The 14,542-nt window shown below is 30.1% G+C and carries 16 protein-coding genes; 14 read left to right on the plus strand and 2 right to left on the minus strand.

Annotated elements, in window-relative coordinates; all coding sequences use genetic code 11:
* The first annotated feature begins 92 nt into the window (after positions 1 to 92).
* From HZC47_00990 to HZC47_01015, 6 genes are all read left to right on the plus strand, one after another.
* Complete coding sequence (locus HZC47_00990; protein MBI5679464.1) at positions 93 to 308, plus strand: hypothetical protein; 216 nt, start codon at positions 93 to 95, stop codon at positions 306 to 308.
* 497 nt (positions 309 to 805) lie between these two features.
* Positions 806 to 1,012, plus strand: a complete 207-nt coding sequence (locus HZC47_00995) for a hypothetical protein (GenBank protein MBI5679465.1) — start codon at positions 806 to 808, stop codon at positions 1,010 to 1,012.
* 322 nt (positions 1,013 to 1,334) lie between these two features.
* Positions 1,335 to 1,655: a hypothetical protein gene (locus tag HZC47_01000; GenBank protein ID MBI5679466.1), complete on the plus strand. Its 321-nt coding sequence runs from the start codon at positions 1,335 to 1,337 to the stop codon at positions 1,653 to 1,655.
* 130 nt (positions 1,656 to 1,785) lie between these two features.
* Complete coding sequence (locus HZC47_01005; GenBank protein MBI5679467.1) at positions 1,786 to 1,956, plus strand: hypothetical protein; 171 nt, start codon at positions 1,786 to 1,788, stop codon at positions 1,954 to 1,956.
* A 229-nt stretch (positions 1,957 to 2,185) separates the two neighbouring features.
* Positions 2,186 to 4,444, plus strand: a complete 2,259-nt coding sequence (locus HZC47_01010; protein MBI5679468.1) for a hypothetical protein — start codon at positions 2,186 to 2,188, stop codon at positions 4,442 to 4,444.
* A gap of 189 nt (positions 4,445 to 4,633) precedes the next feature.
* Positions 4,634 to 4,909, plus strand: a complete 276-nt coding sequence (locus HZC47_01015) for a hypothetical protein (GenBank protein MBI5679469.1) — start codon at positions 4,634 to 4,636, stop codon at positions 4,907 to 4,909.
* Here the strand turns inward: HZC47_01015 and HZC47_01020 are convergent.
* Positions 4,860 to 6,782 carry an ATP-binding protein gene (locus HZC47_01020; GenBank protein ID MBI5679470.1) on the minus strand — a complete coding sequence of 641 codons (1,923 nt, stop codon included), beginning with the start codon at positions 6,780 to 6,782 and terminating at the stop codon, positions 4,860 to 4,862. The genes HZC47_01015 and HZC47_01020 overlap by 50 nt on opposite strands.
* 114 nt (positions 6,783 to 6,896) lie before the next feature.
* Positions 6,897 to 7,055 (minus strand): hypothetical protein, encoded by a 159-nt coding sequence (locus tag HZC47_01025; GenBank protein ID MBI5679471.1) that lies wholly within the window; start codon positions 7,053 to 7,055, stop codon positions 6,897 to 6,899.
* Positions 7,056 to 7,287: 232 nt separating this feature from the next.
* Between HZC47_01025 and HZC47_01030 the strand changes: the two genes are divergently transcribed.
* The 8 genes from HZC47_01030 to HZC47_01065 all read left to right on the plus strand — a co-directional run bounded on the left by HZC47_01030 (position 7,288) and on the right by HZC47_01065 (position 14,288).
* Positions 7,288 to 7,596 (plus strand): hypothetical protein, encoded by a 309-nt coding sequence (locus HZC47_01030; protein ID MBI5679472.1) that lies wholly within the window; start codon positions 7,288 to 7,290, stop codon positions 7,594 to 7,596.
* 265 nt (positions 7,597 to 7,861) lie between these two features.
* Positions 7,862 to 8,890, plus strand: a complete 1,029-nt coding sequence (locus tag HZC47_01035) for a DUF1786 domain-containing protein (protein ID MBI5679473.1) — start codon at positions 7,862 to 7,864, stop codon at positions 8,888 to 8,890.
* A gap of 11 nt (positions 8,891 to 8,901) precedes the next feature.
* Positions 8,902 to 9,549, plus strand: a complete 648-nt coding sequence (locus tag HZC47_01040; protein ID MBI5679474.1) for a PHP domain-containing protein — start codon at positions 8,902 to 8,904, stop codon at positions 9,547 to 9,549.
* Between the two features lie 141 nt (positions 9,550 to 9,690).
* Positions 9,691 to 10,134, plus strand: a complete 444-nt coding sequence (locus HZC47_01045) for a universal stress protein (protein ID MBI5679475.1) — start codon at positions 9,691 to 9,693, stop codon at positions 10,132 to 10,134.
* Positions 10,135 to 10,244: 110 nt separating this feature from the next.
* The gene (locus HZC47_01050; protein MBI5679476.1) at positions 10,245 to 11,036 is read left to right on the plus strand and encodes a DUF63 family protein; all 792 of its coding nucleotides are present in this window, start codon (positions 10,245 to 10,247) and stop codon (positions 11,034 to 11,036) included.
* A 115-nt stretch (positions 11,037 to 11,151) separates the two neighbouring features.
* The gene (locus HZC47_01055; GenBank protein MBI5679477.1) at positions 11,152 to 12,669 is read left to right on the plus strand and encodes a 2-isopropylmalate synthase; all 1,518 of its coding nucleotides are present in this window, start codon (positions 11,152 to 11,154) and stop codon (positions 12,667 to 12,669) included.
* Between the two features lie 50 nt (positions 12,670 to 12,719).
* Complete coding sequence (locus HZC47_01060) at positions 12,720 to 13,472, plus strand: response regulator (protein MBI5679478.1); 753 nt, start codon at positions 12,720 to 12,722, stop codon at positions 13,470 to 13,472.
* 45 nt (positions 13,473 to 13,517) lie between these two features.
* Positions 13,518 to 14,288 (plus strand): response regulator, encoded by a 771-nt coding sequence (locus tag HZC47_01065; GenBank protein MBI5679479.1) that lies wholly within the window; start codon positions 13,518 to 13,520, stop codon positions 14,286 to 14,288.
* The last annotated feature ends 254 nt before the right edge of the window (positions 14,289 to 14,542 follow it).

Genomic DNA, 14,542 nt, shown 5'->3' on the forward strand with positions numbered 1-14,542 from the left:
AAATTAACTATGACGTTTTAGTGATTGGACCATATATATTGAGGGCTGTCTTACCTGAGGTGATTGGACCATATATATTGTGGGGCGATATTATGAGAAGTAATTGGAAATATTGTAAACATTGCAAAAAAGCTTTTTATGGCCAGTATAATAAGCTTTATTGTAGTGATAAATGCAGGAAAAAGGCACATTATAGGTCTAAAAAGCCTTTAGAATTTAAAACGTGTGTTAAATGTGGAACTGAATTTAAACCAAGACACAATAACCAAACACGTTGTGTTAAATGTTCTAGATATATTATATTTTAAATCGTATTTTTAAACCGTCTAATTTACAGCAGTAATAATAATATCAATTTTGTAATATTTTTCTAAATACTTGTTTTTATTTCTTCTTTGTTATTTTAAAGGTCTAATAGTTATTATATAACATGTGTTATAAAGCTGATTTTAAATCTAAATGTTATTATAGCGTGGGGAGAATGAGAGTAAATATTTTTTATAAGTTTATTTTTTTAGTAAGTAATCTTCCGAAAGACATGTCAAATAGTCTTTTATTAACCAGAAGGTTATGATTAGAAACCTCTTTAGGTTAGTATTCTTATTTAAAGTTGAACACCTAAAGGGGCTAGTCTATGACTAGAAATAAAGCATGTCTTCTTTTATTGTAAACGAGCATTACACATTTTAAATGGTTTTTTAATGGTTTAAACTGTTTAATTCCATTTATTTTTTATTTTTTTTGTGAAGCTTAATAAAGAAATATATAAGTAAAAGGAAGACTAAAAAGAACGGAGGTATTGTTTATGGTAGAAAACAGAGAGAATAGAAGTCCTTTAACATTTGGAGAGATAGTTAGGACACTAAAGGCGGATATAACCTTGAATATATACGAATTAACCTATAAACTCAATTGTAGTGATGGGGTTATATATAGAAGGATAGTAGAATCTGAAACAGGTATTAGAGGTCTTTCAGGTCTTAAACAAGCTATAAGAGAAGGGAGAATTTAATTTCCCTTTAATTTACACTTTTTAAGGCAGTGATAACATGAGGATTATTAAAAACACTAGAACAGGTAACTACAAGTCTAAAGATGTAATAGATAAGATTTTACTTGAAGAAAGGAAGCGTATTCAGGAAAATGAACGCAAATCTAAGGATATTTTATAAAGAAGAGGTGGTTTTACATGGTAAGTAAAGAAAAAGAAATAGAGTTCCCAGATTATAATTATAACAGAGTTAAAAAGGGTTTATTAGAAAGTGGACAAGGTCATGGGCTTTTAAAGATAGAAAAGAGGAATAAAGACGATAAGTCTTAAGGAGGTGTTTTAAATGTTCGTTTCTGATAAAGAACTTACCGAAATATATAAGAATGATCTAGAAATTATTAGAAATTGGTCGGTTAAAGTTTTTAAGGCTGATACTGTACTTTATAAGCAAATGGGATTAATTTTAAGGGATTATAAAGAAGGATCAGAATCTAAGTTTTTAGGTTCGGAATATATGAAACTTATGGAAGACTTTAAAGCTAAAACAGATAAAAAAACTAAGTTTTTTAGTATAAGGGGGATACATTTACGAAATAGGAAAATCATAGTTAGTATAAGCCGTAAGGACGAAATAGACTATTCAGTAATGTATAATATAGGTTAAACCTATAATTTTACTTTTTTTATGATTTTCATTAACGAAATAAGAAAGAGAATAAGAATGAGGATAATATGATAAAGGATTTTGACAGACAAAGAAGGGTTTTAACTACTTTAAATGAGGGGGAATGCAAATGGTATTAAAAGATTGGTCAAGAGAATTGCTTGAAGAATTATATGGTAGTGATTTAGAGTTGATGGAGATAGTTAGGCGTTTACCTGGCTGTACTTATGAAGAAGCAAGGGTGATTCTTGAAGTTGAAAAGTGCTTCAGATTAGGGAAATTAAGAGAAAACGAATACTAATTTAATAAGATACTCATTTTTTTTTAATTTATTTATTTTTTGTAGTATTCTCTAATTAATTTGCATTTTGAAGCTTGTTTTTATATATTTTTTATTAGATTTTTTCCAAACAACTTCATTATACAGTGTTATATCCGATTTTAAGCTTTTATAGTCTTCAGAAATTAACTGTTTCATTTTAGTGATTAGTGCATTATAATGAGGGAAGATTTTAAGAAGGTGGTTTAATATGAATGAGAATGGATTTAAATTTACTGAAGTTTTTAATTATGCTAAAAAGATAGCATTATCATCTAAAGATCAAGTAAGGTATGGTGGAAATCCTAAAGCACCATGTGTTGACTGGGATAAACAGCCAGATGATTATAAAGGATTTAATGATAATAATTATGGTACTGCTATTGTTTGTGATTATATTAATGACTTAAATCAGTATTTAGTAGTAATTGATTTAGATGTTCCTAAACATGATGATCATATACCTATAGATGTTTTAAAGGAATGTATACAGTTTGCAATTAATGACACCTATAGTGTTAAATCTGCTTCTGGTGGTTATCATATTTACTTATTATCTGAGAAAAAACCAATAGCTAAACAACCAAAGCTAAATATTGATTATAAGCATAACGGATACATAATAGCTGATTATAGGTATAATAAAGCTGGTGATAAGGAATATTATACTAAATTAGAAGAATCTCCAGAGATTATTTATTCAGTTGAAAACGCAGATGTAGTTTTAAACAAGCTATTAACAGATTTAGAAGATAAAGGACATTCTTTAACTCCTAAAACTGAATATTTAAACCAAATAGCTACGATTATAACTAAAAATCTACGTAAAGGAAATAGAAACGATCTAGTATTTTATTTATCTGGTTATTTAAGAAAGAAATCCTTTGATCATGACACAACTACTCAAATAGTTAGAATTGCTTTTAAGGACGATGAAGAGCTAACAGAAAGACTTCAAGTAGTAAATAGAGCTTACAAACAAGATATGCACAGATTAAATGGGTGGAAGGGATTAAATAAACATTTAAATAGTTCAGACTTAAAGGAATTAGAAGCTCTAGTGGGTGGTGATGAATTAAGTCTAAAAAACAATATTATGAGAACTTTAGCTAAACAAGTAGAACCAAAACCGAAATTACTAGCTAACTACTTAAACAGCGAATTAACACTTTATAAAGACCCTAAGCTAATGAAATACTATGAAAGGAAAGAAGACGGAACTATAATAGAAATAAACAGTATAAGAATCGAAGAATTTATGAATGGTGTTTTTGGTAATAATCAAATAACAGCGTCTAAATGTAAATCTATGCTTAATTATGTGACTAATCACATTAAACGAAACTATGATATTATATTATTTAATAATGGTTATTTAAATACACGAACTAGAGAATTTAATCCTAATAAATCTGAATTAGAAGAAATACCAAAGCTTTCACTACCTTTTAATTACAATAGCGAAGCTAAAGAAGGGAGAATTAAAACACTGTTAGATGACATATTAAATAATCCTAAATATCCAAACGATAAGGAATTATGGCTTAGAGTAGTAGGACACGCTTTTATTGGTGCTAATCGAATAGGTAAGATGGTTATGGTACAAGGAGAATCAGGTACAGGAAAAAGTACACTTTCTACTATACTAAAACGGGTTTTTACAGGATCTTTTTCAGAAGTAAAGACACAAGCAATAGTTAGGAATGAAAGATTTACTTTACATTCTTTAATCGGTAATTCAATTAATATAGATGATGATATAGCAAATGGTATGTTGAAAGGTATAGGAAATCTAAACACTTTAATTACTGGAAACGGTCTAGAAGTTGAAATTAAAGGAGAAAACCGAAAGATACAAGCAGAAGCCGAACAAATACCGAAATTATTTGCTAATGGTAACACTTTACCTCCTATTGTTGGAACGGGTATAGAAAGAAGGCTTTTATTAATACATGCCAACAATCAGATAAGCTACGAGAAAAAGGACGACTACTTACAAGCAGATATACTTTCAGGTAAATATGATAAAGATGGAATCGAATGGCTAATATATACAGCTATTAATCTATATTTAGATATGCAAGACGAACCATTAACCAATAAAGCAGAAGAGGAACGAATGAAAAGAGAATATGATTATAAAGCTTATCCACTTAAATGTGCAATAGAAGAGATATTTGAAGATTCTTACGAAGAAATGGATTATATAGATAGGAAAGATGTTTATAAATATCTTAAACAATGGTCTAAACAAGCATATAAGAAAGGGTTAATAAGTTCAGAACACCGGAAACCTTCGGCTCAACAAATAAACAAAGCAATGGATAAATCAGGATACTCCCACAGACAGAAAAAGGTAAATCTGGGATCTTTAAGAGTATACGAAGACATAAGACTTAAAGACCATTATAAACAGAAATTCACACCTGAAACAAACCAACAAGACCAAATAACATTAATAGAAGCCTAAACACCTTTTTTAATATTTATTATTAGGTAAAGAAAACACACTTATTTTTACTTTCTCAGGTAATCAAACATGCTAAAAAATTTTTTTATGGCTTTTAATCTAGTTTAAAAAATTAACTTTTGGTAAACGGATAGGAGAAATTTTAAATATATAAAAATAACAATATAAACCTTCAATGGGGTAAAATGTATGGATATTGAAGAAAAATGGATAAAGGATAATTGGAATATAGAAGAGATAGATTTAATTTCAGATACATATTATATATCCTTTTGGCTAAAAGAAGATTTAAAAAAGTTCATTGATAAATGTTTTGAATATGACATTCCAATGACTTTTTCGCCACCGTACGCCTTAGCTATACCCAAATATAAACTTAAACTGTTAATAAAAAAAATTGAAAACAATGAAAAAGTTAAGGAGCAAAAGTTTTCTCAGGAAAGTCCTCTTTCATTACTTCATTAATTTCAGGATCCCCAATATCGGTAATTCCTTTTACATCCTTTATTTTATCCATTAAATCAAGAGTTCTTAGTTTTGCATTTCTAATAATAGTATCATAAGTACTAGGATAAACCTTAATCATGTTACCTATAATTTCTTCATCTTTATTATCCTCATCAACTTTAGAACCAAGCACATAACAAACTATTTTAGTATCTTTTTGAAGTTTTCCATGTTTTTTAAGTTTTTTTACATAAAATCTAGCTTGATTCATTTCTTCATAGCTTATGGTAGAATTTCCTTTTTTGAGTTCAATAACCAATACTTTTCTATATCCAACTACTTGAGAATCTTTTAATTTGTTACTACCATATATATTCCATATATCTCCCTCAGGAGTAGCAACTAAATCAGGCCTTTTATTAGAACCATCAAATTTTTTAATATCTACACCTAAAACCTCTCTAAGAGCTTTTTTTAATGATTTGTTTGATGTAAAGTTAGTAGTACCTTCATATTCAGGGCCAAACATCCATAGACCAGTTTCAAATAAAGGTTGTAATTGAGGTAGTTCTAGCGTTTCAATATCATCAACTAACATTTCAAGTTTAGAAATTATTTCCAATCTCCAATAAAGTTCACCTAAAACCGTATAGGCATCTTCTACGCTCCATTTATCTAAAATTTCTACTAATTTATCCATATCTTTGTAATCTAATTCTACAAGTTTATCAAGTAATTCGTGTTTTCGATTAGATTCTTCCATAGTTACTAATATAGATACAATTTTGGATAGATCTTCGGGTTTTATTGAGCATTGATTAATTACTTCATCTATGAAACGGCCTACTTCTTCTTGAGATACAGGATTTAAATTTTTTATATGCTCTTCGGAGGTTCTAACAACTTTTATTTTTTTAACACGATGAGATTCTTTGATATAATCTTCTGCAAGTTTAATTATTTCTTCTTTAACAAACTTTTTAAGCTCTTTAACCATGTCATTATCTTCAAAACCAAATCCTTCAGGTTTAACATGCTCTTCCATAAAATCAACGATAATACAAAATGCAAACTTATTTTCAATCTTATTTTTCCCATCCAAAGGAATATCTAACTCTTTCCATGTACTAAATTCAGCACATTTTTGATTGACCCACCATACTATTTGATATTGAGATAATTTTTTATTGTAAACATCACGAGGAATTTGGGCTATTTCTACTTTAAATCCTTTAAATTCTAATTTCTTCTTTTCATATTTTTCTAAATCTAATAATTTTATCTCTTTATCATTAAGATAAACTTTAAAGTGAGGATCAGCACCAAATCTAGTACTTAATGCAATTTCTATTTTATCTTTATTAAGATAATCATGATGTAAAGGACATTCAATATATGTACCTGAAAAATCTCCATCATAGCTTTCCACATGTTCATCAATTATTTTTGCATATTGTCCAGATTTTTCAATTTTTTCCACTTCAAATATAGATTTTTCATTTTCTTTACAAGTTATAACCTTATAACTATCTGAAAAACCAAATAAACCTAGCCTTCCTTTACCGTTACGTCCAAGAATTTTCCTAGTTGTTCCATCTTTCAATGTAATTTCTGACCCAATATTGTCCCTTTTATCTCCGCCTAATTCACCCCAATACTTTAAAAACTCTTTTTTGGTCATCCCAAACCCATTATCTTTGATAGTGAAAATTTCCCCATTAATTAAATCTACTTCTGGCCAATTAATTTCTACTTTTGTTGCACCAGCATCCCATGAATTAGATACAAGTTCTATTAAGGTAACATCAGGATGTTTTACAGTATCTTGAACGAATTTTCTTTCAAAATTAGTACCAAATGTGAAGTAGTGAACATCTTTAGTTTTACTCATATTGGATTCCCCTTTTTTAACTAAGAATAATTTATTTATGTAATAGATAAGGTTTATGATTTATTATCCTATAAAGAAAATTACTAAAAATAAATGGGTTTTAAAAGGGTCTATTTATTCAAAAGATACCAAACCGCAGTTTTTACATTCATATTCACAAAAAGTTATTTCTTCATCTACATCTATCTTAGAAATAGACTTTAACTCAAAATTATGACCAAGTATCTTACACATCTGACATTTAATTTTCCATACAATACCGAACTCTTTCATATCTTTCACCAACTTTTTTGTATAATGACAATATAATTAAATACCTAATAGTCATTTATTACATTAAAAAAACTTCCACATATACTTTTTTCTATTTTATAAACATAATAACATTTAATTTTGATAAAAAAGCATTAATTATGACGAAATAATGATTAGATTTATTGAAGGAGAGTATTTGAAAAAAGGTAGTAATATTTAAATATGTAAATGTGGTATTTAATTAATAATGATGACGTATATTAAAATCCCTCATATAACATCTAAAAAATTAAAACAAAGTAGATGTTTCTTTTTTCTAGATGAAGATATCACTGAATCCATATATGACGATATTATACTATATTTAATGGATTATAAACCGTATAATTATAATTTGAAGATATCTTATGATATAATGTACTCTAAAACGTTTAAAGCTCATTTAATAAAAGTTATAATGTTTTTTAGTGATATAATTTATCTTAATTTAACTAATGAGGATATTGATGTTTTAGCAGAGCTTGAGAGATTGAGAATTGAAAAATATTACAATGATTAAGTATTAACATCTAAATTTTGATATCATATTTATCTAGATTTATTAATTTACTTTTTTATCAATTTTTTTAAGAATGTAGGAATAATTATATACATTGAATTCTATAAAATTTAAATAATCAATAGATTTGTAACTCATAAGTGTTTTTGTAGGTTAAAAGTTAATTTTAATCATAATATGGTAGATTTTATGAGTTTACGAGTAAAAAAGGGTCTAGAATTTAGTTTTTAATTAGTTTATTATATATAAAATTAAATATAATAGCATGAAAATTTTAGCAATTGATGTGGGTGCAGGTACCCAGGACATCATGTTCTATGATTCTAAAAACACAATTGAAAACTCGGTTAAGCTGGTAATGCCATCTCCCACTAAAATATTTGCAAAAAGAATAAAAAAATGCAAAAATGACTTGTTAATAAGTGGAGAGACCATGGGCGGTGGTCCCATAAATAAAGCAATACAGAAACATCTAACTGAGGGATACAGAGTTGTAATGACAGAAAACGCTGCAAAAACAGTAAGAGATAACCTGGATCATGTTAAATCAAAGGGGATTGAAATAATATCTTCAAAAGAAGAAAATAAATATTCAAATTTTGAAAAAATTGAGTTAATAGATGTTAATTTGGAATCGATAAGAAAATCTTTATCTCAATTTGATGTAGAGCCTGATTTTGATTATATAGGAATAGCAGTACAGGATCATGGATATATGGAAGGAATGGGGGATAGAAACTTTAGATTCATGAAAATAAAAGAAGTGATGGACAAACCAAAATATCCTGAGGAATTTGCATTTTTTAATAACGCTCCTGATTATTTTACAAGGATTAATGCAGTATTTAGAACATTTAAAGGTTATAAAACTACTGTAATGGATTCTAAATTCGCATCAATTTCAGGGGCAACCTGTGATCAGCAGGTAAAGAAACTTGAAAGATATATAGTGATGGACATTGGAAATGGACACACATTGGCCGCTGCAATTAATAAAGGAAAAATATATGGAGTATTTGAGCACCATACTAGTAGTTTGACTCCAGAAAAGATTGAAAATTATGTAAATAAACTTGTAGATGGAACTATAACTCATGAAGAGGTGCATAGTGATCATGGGCATGGGGCATGGTCTTTATCGCCTATAGGGGAATTTGAGGCAATAGTTGCTACAGGGCCTCGAAGGAAAATAATGGAAAAAACTGACTTTAATGTGCATTATGCAGCTCCTGCAGGTGATGTGATGATGACAGGACCTGTTGGATTAATAAAAGCAATTCAATCAAATATTTAAGGAAATAAAACATGATAATAGATCCTCATATTCACAGTAGTTATTCCAGTGATTCAAGAATGACACCTAAAGAAATAATTGAGCAAGCAAGAAAAATAGGTTTGGATGCAATAGCAATTGCTGATCATAACTCAATTAAAGGTGCTCAAGTTGGAATTAAAGAAGCTAAAGGAATCAGTGATTTGATAGTAATACCAGCAATGGAGGTGAGCACCAATAAGGGACATATAGTGGCTTTGGGTATAAATAAAGAAATTAAATCATATATGTCTCCAGAAGAGACTGTTGAAGCTATAAGAGATGCTAATGGGATTGCAATTGCCCCTCATCCATTTGTACGATACAGGGAAGGGCTTTGCGATAAGGTTAAAGATTTAGACATTGATGCAATGGAAACTTTAAACTCTCGTTATGTATTTGGTTATTCCAATTGGCGCGCTAAAAAACTGGCTGAAGAAAGAGGAATACCTCAAATTGGTGCAAGCGATGCGCATTTTTTAGGAGCTATTGGAAGCTGTGTAACAGAATTAGACGCTGATTTTTCTATTGATAGTATAATTGAATGTATTTTATCTGGAAAAACCAATGTATTTGGTGATAGGACTCCTTTACCTTTAATATTGAAGGAAGTTATTGATAAAAAGATTAAGAAAATCTAATTCATTTATTAAATAAAATATTATGTCAAATGACATTTTAAAGGCCCATATGTGCAATGTTAATAGAACATGAAAAATCCAATTGTATTTATTTTTCCTCTTACATAAAATAAATTAGATTAAATTAAGGAGGAATCTCGCATGCAAAAAATATTATTGCCTATAGATGGCTCAGAAAATTCTATGAGGGCTGGAGAATACGCTATTTCTATGGTTGATTTAAATGGCGCAGACATCATTGTTTTATATGTTATTGACACTTCTTACTTGGATGCATTACCACAGCAGGATTTAAGGGATAAAATGAGTGAAGAGTTAAGAAAAGAAGGTGAAATAGCAGTTGAAGAATTTAAAAGTAAATTAGAAGAAAGTCAATGTCAGGGGCATTGTAAAAATGTGAATTTAATCACTAAAATTAAATGGGGTAAGCCTGCAGATGTAATACTTAAAACTATAGATGAAGTAGGTGTGGATCAGGTAACCATGGGAAAATCAGGTAAACAAGGAATAGAAAAGCTTATTCTTGGAAGTACTGCAGATAGAGTGGTCCGAGGATCCAAAGTTTCAGTAAATGTGATATCTTAAGCTTATTTGAGATATTTCAGCTAATTATACATTTTTAAATAAATTTTATTTTCATTTTTTTAAATTTATATTATGATAAAACTTAAATGAGCAATAGTTCTATTAAATTTATGCTCTCTGAACTTTCCCAATTTATCCAGGATAACTTTCTTTATCTTCAACCAGGGTACACAATATTAAATACAGTTGTTTTTGGAATTATACTGGGAATTGCAGTTATTTTAATTATAAAAATGTTTAATTACATTAAAAAGGATCCAAAGGACCTTATACTTCCTGTGATTCCATTTATCTTTTTTGGGTCCAGTGCAAGAGCTCTTGTAGACAATGGAATTTATCCATTAATCCATCTTCTAGTTACTCCAGGCATTTATGTTTTCACAGGTTTAATGACAATTGCAGCACTTTTAGCATCAGTTTATATTGAAAAGAAAACCAAATGGGATTATAGATATTTAATGTTTATTATGGGGTTTATTTTATGTATTCCCAATATTATTTATATAAATAACATGAATATAGTTGCATTCTTTGAAGTTATTGGAGTATGGGCAGTATTTTCATCTATTTTCGTTCTTTTAAGGAATAAATGGGCTCTTCTAAAGAGTAAAGCTAATTTATATGCCCTTTCAGCTCATTTGTTTGATGCAGCCTCTACATTTATAGCTGTTGACTTATATGGCTATGGGGAGCAGCATGTACTTCCAAACGCCCTTACAAGCCTTGCAGGAACTGCATTTGTAATGTTTCCCCTAAAAATAGCAGTTATTTTAGCCGCTCTTTACGTGATTGATGAATATATTGAAGATAATACTATAAAAAACATGTTGAAGCTTGCTATATTTATTTTAGGACTTGCACCCGGTCTTAGGAATTTTTTAAGCCTGTGTATAGGTGCATAATCTAAAAGATTTATTAAAATTAAATCATTTTTTTACAAGATTTTATCCATATTTTTTTATTAATGTATACCCAATATTATTATACAAATTGCCAAACCAAAGGAGAAATTATTTTATGTATATAGAAAAAGTAAAAAACGAGATGAATCTACCGGAAACGGTAAGAATATTTGACACGACTCTAAGAGACGGTGAACAAACACCTGGAGTTGCAATAACTGTAGATGAAAAGATAAGAATTGCAAAAAGACTCGATGAATTAGGTGTTAATGTAATTGAAGTTGGATTTCCAGCATCTTCAAGCGGTGAAAAAGAAGCGGCACGTGAAATCCTTAAACTTGGTTTAAATGCTCAGGTTTGTGGTTTGGCAAGAGTTTTAAAGGAAGATTTAGATGCAGCAATAGATTGTGACGTGGATTACATTCATACATTTGTAGGAACTTCTCCACTTCACAGGGAATTCAAGCTTAAAATGGAAAAAGAGGAGATTTTAGCTAAAGCAGTGGATGCTGTAGAATATATAAAAGATCATGGAATTGTAGCTGAATTTTCAGCAGAAGACGCTACAAGAACTGAATTTGATTATTTAAAGGATATTTACAAGGCTGTTGAAGATGCAGGGGTAGATTACATAAATGTGCCGGATACAGTAGGTGTAATGATTCCTACATCCATAAAATGGCTTATTCAAAACCTTAAAGAACATTTAAACAGCCCTATAAGTGTGCATTGTCATGATGACTTTGGACTTGCAGTTGCAAACTCTCTTATGGCTGTAGAAGCTGGTGCAAGTCAGGTTCATGCCACTGTAAATGGGTTAGGTGAAAGGGCAGGAAATGCTTCATTAGAAGAGGTTGTAATGTCTTTAATCTCAGAATATGGTATTAAAATGGATATTAAAACAGAAATGCTTGTTAATCTCTCTGAATTTGTTTCAAGAATTACAGGGGTTAAGATGCCTCCGAATAAGGCTATAGTTGGGGAAAATGCCTTTGCTCATGAAGCAGGAATACATGTGCACGGTGTACTTGCAAAGGCAGAAACTTATGAGCCTATCACTCCAGAAATAGTGGGACACACAAGAAGAATTGTATTAGGGAAACATACTGGTGCAAATGCAATTAAAGCTAAATTGGACGAATATGGAATAGAATTAAACGATGATCAATTCAAAAAGGTATATGATCAAGTTAAGGCCCTTGGGGATAAAGGTAAATGTGTAACAGACGCTGATTTAAAAGCATTAGCTGAAAGTGTGCTTGGAAAGGCGAAAAAAGAGATTGTAAGGCTTGAGGGGTTTTCTGTAATGACTGGAAACAGTGTGATGCCCACAGCAACTGTAAAACTTACAATTGATGGAGAAACAAAAACCGTTGCAAAAACGGGTGTTGGACCAGTAGACGCAGCTATTAACGCTATACAAAGTGTTGTTGGTGAAATTGCAGATATTGAACTGCAGGAATATAATATTGAAGCTATAACTGGCGGGACAAATGCACTTGCTGAAGTTTTTGTTATTATGGGAGATAAAAATGGAAATCGTGCAACTGGAAGGTCTACAACTGAAGATATAGTAATGGCCAGTGTAGAGGCAGTTTTAGATGCAATAAACAAAATACTTATCCTAAGATAACAATAATATATTAACTGAACTAATGAATAAGGGCATGAAGGAGGCATAAAATGGTAAATGCCAGGATTCTTGTTGTAGAGGATGAAAGAATCACTGCTGAAGATATAAAAGACAGTCTAATTAATCTGGGATATGAAGTATCTGATTTAGTTTCTTCTGGTGAAGAAGCTGTTAGGAAGGTTGAAGAGCTTCAACCAGATCTTATTCTTATGGATATCCGTCTTGAGGGTGAAATGGATGGTATAGAGGCTGCAGATAAAATTAGGGAAAAATATGATATTCCTGTAATTTATTTAACTGCTTATTCTGATAATAAAACGTTAGAAAGGGCAAAAAAATCGGAACCGTCGGGTTTTATACTTAAAGAATCCTCTGGAATTATATATAAACCTTTTGAAGAGGATGAACTCCATAGTATCATCGAGATAACTCGTTATAAGCATAAAATGGAAAAGGATCATGAAAAATGGGTTTCATCATTACTTGAAAATATTGATGAAGGTTTAATTGCAATAGGCCACAAAGGAACGATAAAATTCATGAACCACATAGCTGAAAATATTACGGGCTGGCTACAAAAGGATGCTGCTGACAGGGATTTAAATGAAGTTTTTAAAATCTATGATATGGAATCAGGAGCTATTAAAGAGATTAAACTGGATAATGGTACTTATTCTTTGGGAGAAGTACTGCTTATAAATAAAAAAGGGGAAAAAGTTTCTTTAAATGCTAAATTAAATGATATGGGAGATACTGGGGGAGAAATAGAAGGCATGGCATTAACCTTCCGCCATATGGGCTAAATCTAATATTTAGAATTATAATAAAATCTGTAATGGGGAGGTAGTATGGGAAATACGCAGATTCTTGTTGTAGAGGATGAAAGAATTACTGCTGAAGATATAAAAGCAGCACTGGAAAGTGTAGGGTATATGGTGCCAGAAATAGTGGCTTCTGGTGAAGAAGCTATTAAGAAAGTGGAAGAACTTCAACTTGATCTGATTCTTATGGATATTCAGCTTGAGGGTGAAATGGACGGTATAAGGGCTGCAGATAAAATCAAGGAAAAATATGATATTCCTGTAATTTACTTAACAGCCTATTCTGATAACAGAACAGTACAAAGAGCAAAAATAACAGAACCTTCAGGTTACATTCTTAAAGAGCCATTTGGATTTATTAGAAAGCCTTTTGAAGAAAGTGAGTTACGTACTGCTATTGAAATAACTCTCTACAGACATAAAATAGAAAAAAGACTTAGAGATCATGAGCAATGGCTTAATGCAATATTAAAAAGTGTAAACGATGCTGTAATTGCTACTGACTCTAAGAGGCAGATTAAATTCATGAATCCTGTTGCTGAAGACCTTACTGGATGGATACAGGAGGATGCTATAGGGGAGAGCTTAGAGAATGTGTTCTTAATTGAAAGTGAAGAACTAGATAACTTTGATGAACCATTAGAACTAGTAGGTTCCTTTAACACTATAATAATAATCTCTAAAGATGGGACTAAAATGCCAGTAGATGGTAGTATTACACATATTAAAGATGAAAAAGGGAATATAAAAGGTTTAGTATTGGTTTTTAGAAAAAATCCGTTCAAAATAGCTATTTGAACATTTATTATCTGCAGTTTGTTAAAATTATTAGAAAATACCTGTTTTCAATGGTAAAATCTCTTTAAATATTGATATATTCACATATAATTGCTTAATTGGGTTTTATGGAGCGATGTGATTAATTAATAATTTTACCGAGTTTTAAGCGAGAATGTAATAACAATATAATTGGTAAATTTAATCTTTTAAAGGGCTAATTTCTTGTAATTAAAGTACTAATACTCTTAATTTGTAAATAATCCCTTAATATA

It is taken from the genome of Methanobacterium sp. (assembly GCA_016222945.1).
Classification (GTDB): domain Archaea; phylum Methanobacteriota; class Methanobacteria; order Methanobacteriales; family Methanobacteriaceae; genus Methanobacterium_D.